This window comes from Ruegeria sp. CF5 (assembly GCF_056537325.1).
Map to the genome: position 1 here is coordinate 1 of NZ_JBQFRI010000004.1, position 15,858 is coordinate 15,858.

The window sequence follows — 15,858 nt, forward strand, 5'->3', positions numbered from 1 at the left end:
GGGCAAAAAACTACCCAAATGGGTAAGGATACCACCGTATACCGCAACTCACACCACCAAAACGGGTAGGTAATCCCAAATTCAAAGGCAATTTCATATGCTTGGGAAAACAACTGAAGCAATCGACGTCATGCTGGCGGACAGCAATCCGCTGGTGCTCTCGGCAATGTCCGAAATCTTTGAACGCGACACCCGATTCTCGCTTGTCGCAACCTCGGCAACCGCAGAAGGCTTTCTGGGAATGGTTGTGCGCGTGCCCGTTAAGATCGCCGTCATCGACTGGAACCTGCCCGTTCTTGGGGCTGCAAAATTGATAGAGGTGCTGCGCGAACAGGAAACCGCGCCCCGGTTCGTCGTCTATGGCGATACGGCAGGAGATATTCCCAGATTGGCAATGCAGGCCGGTGCTGCCGGGTTTGCTGCGCGCTCGGGCGAGGTCGAAGGGTTGTTAGAAACCTGTGCCGAAGTGGCAGCGGGCAAAATGGTTTTCCCCTTTATCGACGTGCGCAAGATGCAGCAGGATCCCATACACAGCCTGTCCCGCAAAGAGCGTGCGATTCTGGATGCTTTGGCCAAGGGGATGTCAAATCGGGACCTGTCCAAGGAACTGCAAATTTCGACCAATACGGTGAAATTTCATTTGTCCAACATCTATGAAAAATTGTCGGTGAAGAACCGGGCACAGGCGATTGCCTATTACTATTCTTCGCAGTTTTCTGGAGGCTCAAAACAGTCATAGGTCTTCAGAAGACGGAAAGCTGATTTGTCTGAAAACACCAATCACCCGGAAAATTCAGCCCGGCGTGGGTACGCCGGGCCTTGAAAGTACAGCCTTTACCTCAGTCGTAAAGGACGGCCGCGATTTCCGGATCGTCGATGTTGGATGCATCATAGTAGTAGAAGCCGGTATCGATCAGTCCCGGAACTTCTCCGCCTTTGGTGGCGGCGACGGCAGCTTTGACCGTCTCGTATCCGATGCCAACCGGGTTCTGAGTGATTGCTCCGGCCATCAGGCCGCTTTTTATCGCGTCCTTCTGAGCCTTGCCCGAGTCATAGCCGATGATCACCAGATCCTTGGTGCCAAGTTCCTGCACACCGTTCACCACACCAATCGCTGACCCCTCATTGGTGCCGAAGATACCTTTCAGGTCTGGGTTCGCTGTCAGAATGGCCTTGGTGACTTCGGTGGATTTCAGGTGGTCGCCCTGACCGTATTGTACTGTGACAACCTCGATATCCGGGTATTTCTCTGCAATGCGATTAACAAAGCCGTCGCGGCGGTCGATCCCAGTCCGGCTGGTCTGGTCGTGTGCAACAACTGCCACCTTGCCGCTGCCGCCGAGCAGCTCGGCCATCTTGTCGGCCGCCAGCGATGCGGCGGCGACATTATCGGTGGTCGCGGTAGCTAGGGGGATGTCACTATCGACGCCACTGTCAAAGGCGATCACGGGAATGCCTGCCTCTTGCGCCTGACGCAGCAGGGGGATGGCGGCCTGACTATCCAGCGCGGCAAATCCGATGGCGGCGGGCTTGTTGGCCAGCGCGGCGGCCAGCATGTCGATCTGCCGGTCCACCATCGTTTCATTGTCGGGACCTTCGAATGTGATCCGAACACCCTCTTCGTTGGCGGCCTGTTCCGCACCGGCCTTCACCGCCTGCCAGAACTGGTGCTGGAAACCTTTCGAGACCAGCGGAACATAGATTTCCTCGGCAAAGGCAGTGGTGGCGGGAACGCTGAGCGCCACAGCGCTGAGAGCCCCGAGAATTAAGCGGCGTGAAAGCATGTCTTCTCCTCCTGTTGAGTCTTTATCCTGTTGAATTTTCTTTTGGTTTTGCCTGTATTGAAGTTGCCTCAGCTCGTTTTTCCACGGCGCACCATATCGGCGTAGACCGCAAGGATGATGATGGCGCCGGTCACCACCGTCTGCCATTCCTGCGCCACCGACAGGACACGCAGCCCGTTGGTCAGAACTGCCATGATCAGGGCGCCGATCAGCGTTCCCAGAATGGTACCCCGCCCGCCGGACAGGGATGTGCCGCCGATGACCACCGCGGCAATCGCCTCCAGCTCATACCCAAGCCCCAAAGCGGGCTGGGCCGAGTTCAGGCGCGAGGCGATGAGGACGCCCGCGATCCCGCAGATACCGCCAGCAAGGGCATAGATCCGCATTTTCCAGGCATCTGTGTTCACACCGGACAGGCGCACCGCCTCTTCGTTTGAACCCAGGGCAAATGTGTACCGGCCCAGCACGGTACGGCTGAGGATGTATGACGTGGCAATGGCCACCAGAAACAGGATCAGCACACCGTTCGGGATGGGCAGGCCGGGGAAAACATCACCGATCAGCGATCCGCGCGAGATTTGGTCAAAGCCGGGTGTATCATTGAAATAGATCGGTCGCGTTCCGGAGATCACCAGCGACAGACCCTTGAGGATCAGCATCATGCCGAGCGTGGCGATGAACGGCGGGATCTTCATTTTGGCGACGAACGTGCCCGAGCACAGGCCGCAGAAGGCGCCAGCGGCAATGGCCGCAATTACGCCAAGCAAAAGCGGCATGCCCAGATAGGTTAGAACCACCCCGGCGATGACGGCGCAAAAGGTCATCAATGTGCCCACCGACAGATCGATGCCACCAGTAATGATGACAAGGGTCACGCCCACGGCAAGCACCCCATTGACCGAAGTCGCCTGCAAAATGGCGATCATGTTCGAGGTTTGCATGAAGTTGGGCGACGCTATCGAGAATCCGATCAGTAGAGCGATGAGGCTGGCAAAGGCCAGCAGCTTTTGATAGGCGCCCGTGTCGGTCAGCGGAGCCAGCGGCTTTTTTTGCTTCACGTCGGTTGCAGTGGTCATTGATGTGTCCCCGTTGCGTGCTCTGACACCTGCATTGCCGCTTCGCGTTGCGTGGCCAGTTTCATTATTTCTTCCTGCGTGGCCGTTTTGCCGCCGGGCAGGATTCCGGTCAGGCGCCCTTCGCACATGACAGCGATGCGATGGCTCAGCCGTAAGATTTCAGGCAGTTCCGATGAGATCACGATGATCGCCTTGCCATCGGCAGCCAGTTCTTCGAGAAGTTTGTAAATTTCGGATTTAGCACCGACATCGATCCCGCGCGTCGGTTCGTCGAAAATCAGAATGTCGCAGTCACGCAGTAGCCATTTGGCGATGACAACTTTCTGCTGGTTGCCACCCGACAGCAGCCTGACCTCTTGCGTGTCTGACGGTGTGCGAATGCCTAACTGAGCGATATAGTTCTGCGCTGTGCGCGAAATACCGGCGTCATTCAGGACGCCGCCGCGCCGGGTAAACATGTTCATCGAGGCCAATGCGATGTTGTCGCGGACGTTCATGCCGGTCGCCAGACCGAAATGCTTGCGGTCTTCGGAAAGGTATCCGATCCCCGCCTGTACGGCATCGGCCGGGGATGCAATCCCGACGCTGTGACCATGCACGCGAATTTCGCCCGCGTCTTTGGCGTCAGCCCCGAATATGGCGCGCGCGACCTCGGTCCGGCCTGCGCCCATCAGCCCGGCAAAGCCCAGAATTTCACCCTTTCGGACGGAAAAACTGACGTCCTGAATTTCCCTCCCACGGTTCAGCCCAACGACTTCCAACGATACTTCGGCTTCGCTCAGGTCCGGAATATCCTGTGGCTCTTCCTTGACTTCCCGCCCGACCATCATGGCGATGATCTGCGAAATGGGTGTCGCGGCGGCATCGACCGTTCCGACGTATTCCCCATCGCGCATGACGGTCACTCGGTCGGCGATCTGTTTGAGCTCGTCCATCTTGTGGCTGATATAGACGATGCCCACGCCTTCGGCCTTGAGGCGCCGGATGATCACGAACAGCTCGGCGATCTCGGCATCGTTTAGCGCTGCCGTGGGTTCATCCATGATCAGAACCTTCGAGCGGTAGGACAGTGCTTTTGCGATTTCGATCATCTGCTGTTTGGCGATGGTCAGGTTTCCGACCAGCGTTTTCGGGTCCAGCGACAAATTCATCGAGGCAAAGACCTCTGCCGCCTGTGCGTTCAGAGCGGCGTCGTCCAGACGACCAAACCGCTTGCGCGGCTCACGCCCGATATAGATGTTTTGAGCGGCAGTCAGATCGTTCATCAGGCTCAGCTCCTGATGGATGATCCCGATGCCAAGGTCCTGCGCGGCGCGCGGAGAGTCCGGATTGACGCTTTGACCGCCGATCTTCAGTTCGCCCGCATCACGCTGGTAGATGCCGGACAGGATTTTCATCAACGTCGATTTACCCGCTCCGTTTTCGCCCATCAGCGCGTGAACTTCTCCGGGCTCCAGATCGAACCTCACGGTCTTGAGGGCGTGCACGCCGGGGAAGTGCTTTTCGATCCCCGTCATTTCGACCAGCTTCGTCATTTCTCCTCCCCCGATCCGGTCATGTTGCGTCATCCTTCCGCATCACATCACGGCCCCGATCTGCCAGGGGACGAATTCGACCCCGCCAAATCCAAGTTCTTCGCTTTTGGTCTGTTTGCCGCTGGCAACGTCGATCATCAGTTCGAACAGTTCTTCGCCCTTGGCTTCGATGCTGACACCGTCGGTGACGATGTCGCCGCAGTTCAGATCCATGTCCTCGGACATGCGCGCATACATTTCGGAGTTTGTGGCCAGCTTGATGCAGGGTGTCGGCTGATACCCCGAGACCGAGCCGCGTCCGGTGGTGAACACGATCAGGTTCGCGCCCGAGGCAACCTGTCCGGTGACCGAGCACGGGTCAAACCCGGGGCTGTCCATGAAGACGAAACCCTTTTTGTCGACAAGCTCTCCGAATTTGTAGACATCGCGCAGGGGTGCGCTGCCGCCTTTGGCAACTGCGCCCAGAGATTTTTCCAGAATGGTGGTGAGGCCGCCGCGCTTGTTGCCCGGACTGGGATTGTTGTCCATTTCACCGCCGTTTCGAGCGGTATAGTCTTCCCACCAGCGCACCCGCTCGACCAGTTTTTCGCCGACTTCAATAGTCTCGGCACGCCGGGTCAAAAGATGCTCGGCCCCATAGATTTCCGAGGTTTCGGAAAGGATCGTGGTGCCCCCGTGGCGCACCAGAAGGTCCGAGGCGCAGCCAAGGGCCGGATTGGCGGTGATCCCCGAATACCCGTCCGATCCGCCGCATTGCATCCCGACGGTAATTTCACTGACAGGGGCGGGCGCACGGCTGGCCTGATTGGCCAGTTCGGCAATGCCCTGCAGTTCGGTCAGTCCCTTTTCGATGGTCTTTCGCGTCCCGCCTTCATGCTGGATAGTCATGTATCGCAGGATGCCGTCAGCCCGGATTGGCCGACCGCCAACCAGATCCGCCACCTGCATCACCTCGCACCCAAGACCGATCAGCAGAATACCTCCGAAATTCGGGTGCTGTGCATATCCCGCCAGCGTGCGGAACAAAGTGTCATAGCCTTCGCCCGTGCCGGACATTCCGCAGCCCGTGCCGTGTACGATGGGAACAATCCCGTCAACATTGGGATAGGCGTCAAGCAAACCGGCTTTTTCGGCCGCTTCCGCGATGAAACGCGCGACTGAACCTGCACAATTCACCGAAGTAAGGATGCCAACATAGTTGCGGGTTCCGACTTTGCCGTCGGCGCGGTGATAGCCCTGAAATGTCCGATTGCTGCCAATGGAGGGAAGGGGATCGTTCTGGCTGGCAAAGCCATAATCCTGCTGATGCGCGCCCATGCCCAGATTCTGGACGTGAACATGATCACCCACTGCTATGTTGCTTCTAGCTTGTCCGATGATCTGGCCATAGCGAAGAACGTTAGCGCCTGCCGCGATCGGCTTGCTGGCGATCTTGTGGCCGCGGGTGACGGCTGAGGTCAGTGGTGCTTTCAGGCCCGCTACAATCTGCCCGGCAGGCAGATCACGCAGTGCAATGACCACATTGTCCTGTGGCTGTAACTGAACAACATCACTGGCTTGCGCGTCCACGCTGAGCTTCCTCCTGCCTTGCGTCCGAATTCGCTACGAGTGATGTATGTGCTAGCTTGACTTGAGACGCATGTCAACTAACATGTTAGTCGACACGGAGGAATAAATGACCGCCCCAACGGAAATCGATGCAGCCCAACTGAAAGAGATAAGCGCGCTTGAAGGGTCGCTGGCGCAGCGGGTTTACCTGTCGCTCAAGGGCGCCATCCTGTCTTTGGAATTTTTGCCGGGCACGGTTTTGCGTAAAGGGGCGATCTGTGAGCAGCTGGGTGTATCCCGTTCTCCCGTCTCCGAAGCGATAGCGCGGCTTAGTGCCGAAGGACTGGTGGATGTGGTTCCCCAATCAGCGACACGTGTTGCCTATTTCTCGATGGCTGAAATCCGCGAAGGTGCATTTTTGCGCGAGGCGCTGGAATTGGCTGCCGTGGCCAAAGTGGCGGAAGACCGAACCGATGAGCAATTGGCGCAACTGACCCGCAACCTGCGTCTGCAAGGTCTGCTGGTCGAAGATCAGGATTTTGCCGGGTTTTATCAGGCGGATGAGGAATTCCACGCGATGTTGATGCAATTTACCGGATTTACGCGTCTGATCGCGGTCGCCCGGATGGTTTCGCTGCAAGTCAGCCGTGCGCGGGTGCTGCTGCTGCCAACGCCTGGCCGCGCTGTGGAAACCTATGAAGAGCACCTCGCCATACTCGAGGCTATTCGCAGCCGTGATCCCGCCGCAGCGCAGGCCGCCATGCGCCGCCATCTGGGTCAGTTGCTGCCGCGAATTGAGCCACTTGAGCAGCAACGCCCCGAACTGTTTAGCTCTTCCTGAGACGAGGATTAGTAATGAAAGTAACCGATACCGCACTGCTCAACGCCCGTACTGCCCGGTCTGTGCCGCTGACGCGGATGGGCTTTGGTGGGGCACCGCTTGGGAACCTGTATCGCAAGGTCAGTGACAAGGATGCGCAGGCCGCTTTGCAGGCGGCGTTTGACGCCGGTATCCGATACTTCGACACAGCACCTCAATACGGGCTGGGACGGTCGGAGCAGCGGTTTGGGCCCGCAATAGGCAGGTTCGGTCGGACCAACATCCAGCTTTCGACCAAGATCGGTCGCCTGCTGATGGATTGCGAACCGCATGAAGTGACGCCCGAGGCCTTTGTCGATGTCCCTCAGAAACGGATCGTGTTCGACTATACATATGACGGGGTAATGCGGTCATACGAGGCCAGCAAGGCCCGGCTGGATGTTGAAAAGGCGGACATTCTGCTGGTGCATGATGTGTGCGCCTTCAGCCAGGGGTCACAGGAAGCATCGGACGCGAAAGTACGAGAACTTTTTGATGGCGGCGGTTTTCGTGCCCTGACCGAGTTGCGCGCTGCCGGAGAAATCGCTGCCATCGGCGCGGGTGTGAACGAATGGCAGGTCTGCGAACGTCTGCTGGGTCTGGGTGATTTCGATGGTTTCCTGCTGGCCGGTCGATACACACTGCTGGAACAGGACGCGCTGGAGAGTTTTTTGCCCCTATGCGTGAAACGCGATGTCGGCATCATTCTGGGTGGCCCGTACAATTCGGGCATTCTGGCGACCGGGGCTGTGCCGGGTGCGAAATACAACTACGCCGACGCCCCGCCTGAAATCCTTGACCGGGTCCGGCGGATCGAGGCGGTCTGCGCCGCCCATAAAACTCCGCTGATCGCCGCCGCGCTGCAATTCGTTTTGGGGCATCCTTGCGTGAAAACGGTTGTCCCCGGTGCGGTTAACGCAGCCGAAGTTCAGGCCAATGTCGCTTTGCTTGAACGCCCGATACCGACGGCGCTATGGTCGGACCTGCGCAATGAAGGGCTGATCCGATACGATGCGCCTTTGCCGACGGAGGGTGCGCATGCTGCGTAACATCGACCCGATCCTGTCGCCTGACCTTCTGCATGCCCTGCGCGCGATGGGGCACGGGGACATGATCGTCATTGCTGATGCGAACTTTCCCGGTGAAAGTCTTGGCCCGCCCTGTATCCGGGCTGATGGCTCTTCTGCCAGCGACATGCTGCGCGCGGTGTTGTCGGTGATGCCGCTGGATACATATGCAGAGAACCCGGCGCTGACGATGCAGGTGGTCGGCAACGCGGATGAAACCCCCGAAGCGGTGGCCGATTTTCAGATTATCATTAATTCGGTTGCAGATAATCCCGCGCAAGCTGCCGGGCTGGAACGTTTCGATTTCTACGAACGTGCCGCGCAATCCTTTGTCGTAGTGCAAACCGGAGAGTGCAGATTGTACGGCAACATCATTCTGACAAAGGGCGTGATTGGATGAGCCGGATCGACGCGCATCAGCATTTCTGGGCTTTGAAGCGGGGCGATTATGGCTGGCTTACGCCAGATTTGGGGCCGATCCACCGGGATTTCAGTCCGCACGATCTGGAACCGCTTTTGCAGACGCATGATATCAGTGGCACGATTCTGGTTCAGGCAGCGCCCACGGAAGCTGAGACCCGGTTCATGCTGAACCTTGCCGACAGCAATCCGTTTATCAGGGGGGTGGTCGGATGGGTCGATTTTTCAGCCCCGGACGCGCCGGAACGGATCGCCGACCTTGCCCGGCATCCCGCACTGGTTGGGTTGCGGCCGATGATTCAGGATATACCCGACCCTGACTGGATGTTAGGCGAGACGCTGACGCCCGCATTCCAGACAATGTTGGCGCAGGACCTGACATTCGAGGCCCTGACATTGCCGAGGCACCTGCCGAACCTGCTAACCCTGTTGCAGCGGCATCCTGACCTGCGCGTCGTGATTGATCATGGTTCAAAGCCAGAAATCCGGGATCAGCTGATTGATGGATGGGCGCTGGATATATCGGCGCTGGCGCGTGAGACAGGTGCCTATTGTAAACTGTCCGGCCTGATGACCGAGGCGGCAGCGGATTGGTCGGTCGCGGACCTGAAACCTTATGTTGGTCATCTGCTTGACTGCTTTGGACCGGATCGCCTGATCTGGGGCAGTGACTGGCCGGTCTGCACGCTGGCTGGGTCATATGACCGCTGGATTGAGACCACCGAAACCCTGCTGGCCGAACTTTCCGGGCCAGAGCGGGACGCCGTCCTTGGCGGCAACGCGACCCGCGCTTATCTGTTGAGAGAGTGACATGACCCCTGATCTGGACCCCGCCGGCCTGTGGTTGGGCCGAATTGACGTCCCGGGCATCGGACCTTGTGTCGTAACCCTGCGCGAAAACCATCTGGTGAATATCACCGATCGGGCGGCACCGACTGTCCGTGATATTCTCGAACGCGACGACGCCGCCGAATATGTACGCAGCGCCCCCGGTAAGTATCAATGGCCGCTGAACGGGGATCATCGTTGGCTGGCCCCATGTGACTTTCAGGCGATCAAGGCCTGCGGCGTGACCTTTGCCGGATCGATGGTCGAGCGCGTGATTGAAGAACAGGCGGCGGGCGACCCGGATCGTGCCCACAGTATTCGCGAGAGGATCGGCACACGGATCGGTGAAAGCCTGTCGAATATCGTTCCCGGATCCGACAAGGCCGCCGAGGTGAAACGGGCACTGATCGACGAAGGATTATGGAGCCAGTATCTGGAGGTCGGCATCGGACCTGATGCCGAGGTGTTCACCAAGGCGCAGGTGTTGTCCTCGGTCGGGTTCGGCGCCGATGTGGGTCTGCACCCAATCTCGACCTGGAACAACCCCGAACCCGAGGTTGTGCTGGCTGTGAACTCGGGCGGGCAGATTCAGGGTGCAGCGTTGGGCAACGACGTCAATCTGCGCGATGTCGAGGGTCGATCGGCGCTTTTGCTGGGCAAGGCCAAGGATAACAACGCATCCTGCGCGATCGGACCGATGATCCGGCTGTTCGATGACGGTTTCACGCTGGACCATGTACGACAGGCCGAACTGACCCTGACGGTCATTGGCGAGGACGGATATGTGCTGAACGGAAGCTCATCGATGGCACAGATCAGCCGCGACCCCGTTGATCTGGTTAAGCAGACCATCGGGCGACATCATCAGTATCCGGATGGTCTGATGCTGTTTCTTGGCACGCTGTTTGCGCCGACACAGGATCGCGACACGCCGGGGCAGGGGTTCACGCACAAGCTGGGCGATGTGGTGAAAGTGGCCTGTCCCGAACTTGGGCAACTGGTCAATACCGTTCGGTTGTCTACCGAATGCCCCGAGTGGAGTTTTGGCGCGACTGCGCTGATGCGAAATCTGGCCGCGCGCGGCCTTTTATGAATGCAGGATAGGCAAAACATGCTGACAGGACACCATCTGATTGCCGGCCATTGGGTTGGCGGCAACGACAGTTTCGATTCTGACCCGGCCAAGGGTCCATCACACACATTCTGCATGGGCAATGCAGAGCTTGTGGACCGCGCAGTCGAAGGGGCTGAGGCCGCTTTTGCCAGCTTCGGCTGGTCCTCGCGCGCCAGTCGTGCTGCCCTGCTGCGGCGCATCGCGGATGAAATTGACGCGCGTGGTGATGCGATCACCGAAATCGGGTGTCAGGAAACCGGATTGCCCGAGGCGCGTCTTGTTGGCGAACGTGGACGCACCACCGGCCAACTGCGCCTTTTTGCCGATCACATCGAACGGGGAGACTATCTTGATGTGCGCCACGACGCGGCCTTGCCTGACCGCGCACCCCTGCCACGGTCCGATCTGCGGCTGGTGCAGCGCCCCATCGGTCCCGTGGCGGTGTTCGGTGCATCGAATTTCCCGCTGGCCTTCTCGGTCGCGGGTGGCGACACGGCGGCGGCCCTTGCCGCCGGATGTCCGGTGGTCGTCAAAGGGCACGAGGCCCATCCCGGAACCGGCGAGCTGGTCGCTCAGGCGATCCATGCAGCCCTGACTGCGCTTGACCTGCATCCCGGTATCTTTTCGCTGGTGCAGGGCGGAGCGCGCGAAGTTGGGGAACGGTTGGTCCAGCACCCCCTGATCCGCGCCGTGGGCTTTACCGGATCGTTGCGCGGCGGACGCGCCCTGTTTGACCTGTGTGCGCAGCGACCCGAACCGATCCCGTTCTTTGGCGAGCTGGGGTCGATCAATCCCATGTTCCTGCTGCCCGAAGCCTTGTCAGCAAAGGCCGAGGCCTTGGGTGAAGGCTGGGCAGGGTCCCTGACCATGGGTGTGGGGCAGTTCTGCACCAATCCAGGTGTCGCTATTGCCATGGCCGGGCCGGATGCCGAGCGTTTTGCCGATGCTGCGCGTCACGCGTTGCAGCAGACCGGGCCACAGACCATGCTGACGCAAGGCATTGCTGCGGCTTATGGGGCGGGTGCGGACCAGATGGCACAGCAGGCGAATGTAACGCCCTTATTGAGCCCATCCTGTTCCGAGCGGGCAGCGGCCCCGGCATTGTTTTCCGTTTCGGGTGCGGACTGGCTGACCAATCCCGACCTGCATCATGAGGTTTTTGGCCCCCTTGGTCTTTTGGTCACTGTTACCGACTTCGACCAGATGATGCAGGTGGCGCGCACCCTTGACGGGCAACTCACCTGTACCCTGCACATGGAGGCTGCGGATCGCGACCGCGCCGCGCAGCTGTTACCGGTGCTGGAGCGCAAGGCAGGTCGCCTGATCGCCAATGGTTTCCCTACCGGGGTCGAGGTTTGCGACGCGATGGTGCATGGCGGCCCATATCCGGCATCCACCAATTTCGGCGCAACCTCGGTCGGGACGCTGTCCATCCGGCGGTTCCTGCGCCCTGTCTGCTATCAGGACATGCCAACAGACATTCTTCCGGAATACGAGAGTTAAGGAGATCGAGGTGGCAACCGACAAAGGACGTTTGGCCGGAAAGCGGTGTCTAATCACTGCGGCGGGTCAGGGCATCGGTCGCGCGACCGCTGAATTGTTTGCCGCGCAGGGCGCCGAAGTGATCGCCAGCGATATCAACGCGGCCGCGCTTGAGGAACTGAATTCGCTGAACGGAATAACGGCGCGGCAGCTTGACGTGACCGATGCTGATGCGGTTTCGCGTGCAATGGTGGAGATTGGACCGCTGGATGTGTTGTTCAACTGTGCCGGATATGTGGCGGGTGGTAGCATTCTGGAGTGTGACGAAAGCGATTGGGATTTCAGTTTCGATCTGAACGTCAAGGCCATGTATCGCCTGTGCAAATTGACGCTTCCGGGGATGCTGGAGCGGGGCGGGGGCTCCATCATCAATATGTCTTCGGTGGCTTCCTCGATAAAGGGTGTGCCGAACCGGTTCGCCTATTGTGCCTCAAAGGCGGCGGTCATCGGCCTTACCAAGGCGATCGCGGCGGATTTCGTCGAACAGGGCATACGGTGCAATGCGATCTGTCCTGGCACAGTGGACAGCCCCAGCCTGCATGACAGGCTGCGCGCAACCGGCGACTACGACAAGGCGATGCGGGATTTTGTTGCCCGCCAGCCTATGGGGCGCATCGGAACGGCCGGGGAAATTGCCGATCTGGCGCTCTATCTGGCCAGTAACGAAAGCAGGTACACGACCGGCCAGGCCATGGCCATCGACGGTGGCTGGACCATCTGAAGCAAGGAAAAGAAGTTATGAAACTGTTACGCTATGGCCCTGCGGGGCAGGAAAGGCCCGGCCTGATTGCGGAGGATGGGAGCCTTCGTGATCTGTCCGGGCATATCGAGGATCTGTCCGGCGACGCTCTGAGCGACGCTGCGCTGGAACGGCTGAGGGCACTTGATCCGGCGAACCTGCCCATGGTCGAAGGTTCCCCCCGCCTTGGCCCGTGTGTAGGGCATGTGGGCAAGTTCATTTGCATTGGCCTGAATTACGCGGACCACGCTGCGGAATCCGGGATGGAATTGCCGGAAGAACCGGTGATCTTTTTCAAGGCAACTTCAGCAATCATCGGACCGGATGACACCGTGGAAATCCCGCGTGGATCGGGCAAAACCGATTGGGAGGTTGAACTGGGTGTCGTGATCGGGAAAGAGGCCAAATACGTGTCCGAGGCCGAAGCGCTGGACCATGTGGCAGGGTATTGCGTGATCAATGACCTGTCCGAGCGTGACTTTCAGTTGCATCGCTCGGGCCAATGGGTGAAAGGCAAATCTGCGGATACCTTCGGCCCGATCGGGCCATGGCTGGTGACGCGCGATGAAATCGCCGACCCGCAGAACCTTTCCATGTATCTTGAAGTGAACGGGCACCGCTATCAGGACGGCTCGACCCAAACGATGTATTTTGACGTGGCGACGGTGATTTCCCATCTGTCGCAGTTCATGTCCCTGCAGCCGGGCGACGTGATCTCGACCGGGACGCCACCCGGTGTGGGTATGGGGCAGAACCCGCCGACCTACCTTAAACCGGGCGATGTGATGGAATTGGGCATCGAAGGACTGGGGGTTCAAAAGCAGCAGGTCGTGGCCGGCTGAATGTGATTGCAACCGGGCCGACGGATCGTCGCGCCCGGTTGCCAGCCGTTCAGGGATGTCAGGCTTTTACACGCTGCATTTTGGGGTCGTATAGCGGCTCAAGATGGACCTTTGCGGATACGCGTTCCGTTGCGACCTCAAGCTCGTATTCGCCGGACAGAACGTAGTCTGCCGTCACGCCGTCCGGATTGCGAACATATCCGTAGCCAATGGACTGACCAACGGTATAGCCATAACCACCCGAGGTCAGCCAACCAACGCGTTCACCGTTGCGATAGATGGTCTCGCGGCCCAGCAGAACCACATCAGGGTCGACCGTGAAACAGGCCAGCATCTTTTTGACGCCTTCTGCCTTTTGCTGTTCGGCAGCGGCCCGGCCTTTAAAGTCGATATCCTTGCGCAGTTTCACGGCCCAGCCCAGCCCGCTTTCGAACGGGGTGTGATCGGCACCGATATCCGACCCCCAAGCGCGATAGCCCTTTTCCAAGCGCAAAGATTCAATGGCACGGTATCCGGCATTGACCAACCCATGCGCCTTGCCTGCCTGCATCAAAGCGGCATAGACGGTCTGGGCGTATTCCACCGGCAGATGTAGTTCCCATCCCAACTCGCCCACATAGGTCACGCGCAGCGCCTTGACCGGGCAACCGGCGATTCCGATGGTGCGGATAGTGCCGAATTTGAACCCTTCGTTCGAAACGTCGTCGCGGGTGACTTCGGACAGGATATCGCGCGCTTTCGGCCCCATCAGCGACAGAACGGCATTGGAGGATGTGATATCAAACAGCTGGCAGTTCATGCCTTCGGGGATGTTGCGACTGATCCAGTCGAAATCATGTGTGGCATAGCCGGTGCCGGTGACGATGTAGAACTCGTCATGCGCGACGCGGCCGACAGTGAGGTCACATTCGATGCCCCCCTTGTCGTTCAGCATCTGGGTATAGACCAGCGCCCCCACGGGTTTGTCCACGTCATTGGCGCAAATCCAGTTCATCGCGGCGAGTGCGTCCGGGCCTTTCAGGGCAAACTTGGCGAAAGATGTCTGATCGAACAGCACCGCTGCCTCGCGCGCCGCCTTGTGTTCGCGCCCGACGGCTGCAAACCAGTTCTGGCGGCCAAAGCTGTATTCGTCCTTTGCGGTCTCGCCCAGCGATGCGTCCGCGTACCAGTTCGGGCGTTCCCAGCCAAGCTTTTCACCAAAGCATGCGCCCTGATCCTTGAGTGTGTCGTAGAGCGGCGACTTCCGGCAGGGACGACCCGAGTCATGTTCCTCGTGCGGCCAGGCCATGGTGTAGTGTTTGCCATAAGCTTCGACCGTGCGGGTGCGCACCCAGTCGGTATCAAAATGCGGGCGGCCAAAACGGCGGATGTCCGCAGACCAAAGATCAAAGGGCGGCTCGCCTTTGGCGGCCCATTCCGCCAACACCATGCCTGCGCCGCCGCCCGACGCGATGCCGAATGCGTTGAAACCCGCGCCGACAAAAAAGTTCTTCAGCTCGGGCGCTTCGCCCACGATGAAATTGCCGTCAGGGGTAAAGCTCTCGGGGCCGTTGGTAAGCGTTTTGATCCCGGCGGTTTCCAGTGCGGGAACGCGGCCCAGCGACAGTTCCATGATCTGCTCGAAGTGGTCGAAATTGCTGTCGAGCAGCGTGTAGTGGAAGCCATTGGGTATGCCGTTTACCGCCCAGGGGATCGGGTTGGGTTCGTACCCGCCCATGACCAACCCGCCGACCTCTTCCTTGTAATAGGTCAGCCGGTCGGGGTCGCGCAGCGTCGGCAGGTCGCCCGGAACACCAAAGGGTTCGGTGACCATGTATTGATGCTCCATCGGCACCAGCGGAACGTTCACCCCGAATTTGGCGGCGAAATCGCGGGTCCATTGCCCGGCGCAGACGATCACCTTTTCACATTCGATACGTCCATGCTCGGTGATAACGGCGCGGATTTTGCCGTTTTCGATCTCAAGATCGGTGACCTTGGTATCTTCGAAAATCTTCGCACCCGCCATGCGCGCGCCCTTGGCCAGGGCCTGTGTGATGTCGGAAGGGTTCGCCTGACCGTCTGTCGGCAGGAAGGCTGCGCCAATCACATCACCGATATCCATCAGAGGCCACAAGTCCTGCGCTTCTTTCGGTGTCAGAAGTTGCATGTCCAGGCCAAAGGAATGCGCCGTCGTGGCCTGTCGTTTGACTTCGGTCCAGCGTTCCTCGTTACAGGCCAGCCGCAACCCGCCATTCATCTTCCAGCCTGTGCCAAGGCCGGTTTCCTCTTCCAGCTTCTTGTACAGGTCTACCGAGTAGCCCAGCAACTGGGTGATGTTGGCGTTCGACCGCAATTGCCCAACCAGCCCCGCCGCGTGAAACGTGGTGCCCGAGGTCAGTTTTTTGCGTTCCAGCAGAACCGTGTCGGTCCAGCCCATTTTGGCCAGATGATAGGCCGTCGAACAGCCGATGATGCCGCCACCGATGATGACCGCCTTTGCAGAGGAGGGAAGTTCCGTCATG

The 15,858-nt window shown here is 59.2% G+C and carries 14 protein-coding genes; 9 read left to right on the top strand and 5 right to left on the bottom strand.

All coding sequences use genetic code 11. The annotated features are described in order from the left end of the window. Positions 1-97 precede the first annotated feature (97 nt). On the top strand, positions 98-739 hold the full coding sequence (locus ACR0NW_RS11410) for a LuxR C-terminal-related transcriptional regulator (RefSeq protein WP_480450577.1): 642 nt from the start codon (positions 98-100) through the stop codon (positions 737-739). A 100-nt stretch (positions 740-839) separates the two neighbouring features. Here ACR0NW_RS11410 and ACR0NW_RS11415 read toward each other — a convergent pair whose 3' ends face one another. From ACR0NW_RS11415 to ACR0NW_RS11430, 4 genes are all read right to left on the bottom strand, one after another. After that, entirely contained in the window at positions 840-1,784 is a 945-nt protein-coding gene (locus ACR0NW_RS11415) for a substrate-binding domain-containing protein (RefSeq protein ID WP_480450575.1), read from the bottom strand. A 68-nt stretch (positions 1,785-1,852) separates the two neighbouring features. Beyond that, entirely contained in the window at positions 1,853-2,860 is a 1,008-nt protein-coding gene (locus ACR0NW_RS11420; protein WP_170652641.1) for an ABC transporter permease, read from the bottom strand. Then, positions 2,857-4,395, bottom strand: coding sequence for a sugar ABC transporter ATP-binding protein (locus ACR0NW_RS11425; RefSeq protein ID WP_480450573.1), 1,539 nt, complete (start codon positions 4,393-4,395; stop codon positions 2,857-2,859). The genes ACR0NW_RS11420 and ACR0NW_RS11425 overlap by 4 nt, the downstream gene beginning before the upstream one ends. A 42-nt stretch (positions 4,396-4,437) precedes the next feature. Beyond that, positions 4,438-5,964 (bottom strand): UxaA family hydrolase, encoded by a 1,527-nt coding sequence (locus ACR0NW_RS11430; protein WP_480450571.1) that lies wholly within the window; start codon positions 5,962-5,964, stop codon positions 4,438-4,440. A gap of 106 nt (positions 5,965-6,070) precedes the next feature. Here ACR0NW_RS11430 and ACR0NW_RS11435 point away from each other — a divergent pair, with 106 nt between their 5' ends. From ACR0NW_RS11435 to ACR0NW_RS11470, 8 genes are read left to right on the top strand one after another with little or no spacing between them, the layout of a single operon-like run. Next, positions 6,071-6,784 carry a GntR family transcriptional regulator gene (locus tag ACR0NW_RS11435; RefSeq protein ID WP_480450569.1) on the top strand — a complete coding sequence of 238 codons (714 nt, stop codon included), beginning with the start codon at positions 6,071-6,073 and terminating at the stop codon, positions 6,782-6,784. A 14-nt stretch (positions 6,785-6,798) separates the two neighbouring features. Next, positions 6,799-7,851, top strand: a complete 1,053-nt coding sequence (locus tag ACR0NW_RS11440; protein WP_480450567.1) for an aldo/keto reductase — start codon at positions 6,799-6,801, stop codon at positions 7,849-7,851. Next, positions 7,841-8,269, top strand: coding sequence for an RbsD/FucU family protein (locus tag ACR0NW_RS11445; RefSeq protein WP_480450566.1), 429 nt, complete (start codon positions 7,841-7,843; stop codon positions 8,267-8,269). The genes ACR0NW_RS11440 and ACR0NW_RS11445 overlap by 11 nt, the downstream gene beginning before the upstream one ends. After that, complete coding sequence (locus tag ACR0NW_RS11450) at positions 8,266-9,099, top strand: amidohydrolase family protein (protein ID WP_480450564.1); 834 nt, start codon at positions 8,266-8,268, stop codon at positions 9,097-9,099. The genes ACR0NW_RS11445 and ACR0NW_RS11450 overlap by 4 nt, the downstream gene beginning before the upstream one ends. A 1-nt stretch (position 9,100) precedes the next feature. Beyond that, positions 9,101-10,210, top strand: coding sequence for a fumarylacetoacetate hydrolase family protein (locus ACR0NW_RS11455; protein WP_480450562.1), 1,110 nt, complete (start codon positions 9,101-9,103; stop codon positions 10,208-10,210). Positions 10,211-10,228: 18 nt separating this feature from the next. Continuing rightward, entirely contained in the window at positions 10,229-11,734 is a 1,506-nt protein-coding gene (locus ACR0NW_RS11460; protein ID WP_480450560.1) for an aldehyde dehydrogenase (NADP(+)), read from the top strand. Between the two features lie 10 nt (positions 11,735-11,744). Beyond that, positions 11,745-12,494 (top strand): SDR family oxidoreductase, encoded by a 750-nt coding sequence (locus ACR0NW_RS11465; protein ID WP_480450558.1) that lies wholly within the window; start codon positions 11,745-11,747, stop codon positions 12,492-12,494. Between the two features lie 17 nt (positions 12,495-12,511). After that, positions 12,512-13,354: a fumarylacetoacetate hydrolase family protein gene (locus tag ACR0NW_RS11470; protein WP_480450556.1), complete on the top strand. Its 843-nt coding sequence runs from the start codon at positions 12,512-12,514 to the stop codon at positions 13,352-13,354. Between the two features lie 58 nt (positions 13,355-13,412). Here ACR0NW_RS11470 and ACR0NW_RS11475 read toward each other — a convergent pair whose 3' ends face one another. Further along, entirely contained in the window at positions 13,413-15,857 is a 2,445-nt protein-coding gene (locus tag ACR0NW_RS11475) for a GcvT family protein (RefSeq protein WP_480450554.1), read from the bottom strand. Position 15,858 lies beyond the last annotated feature (1 nt).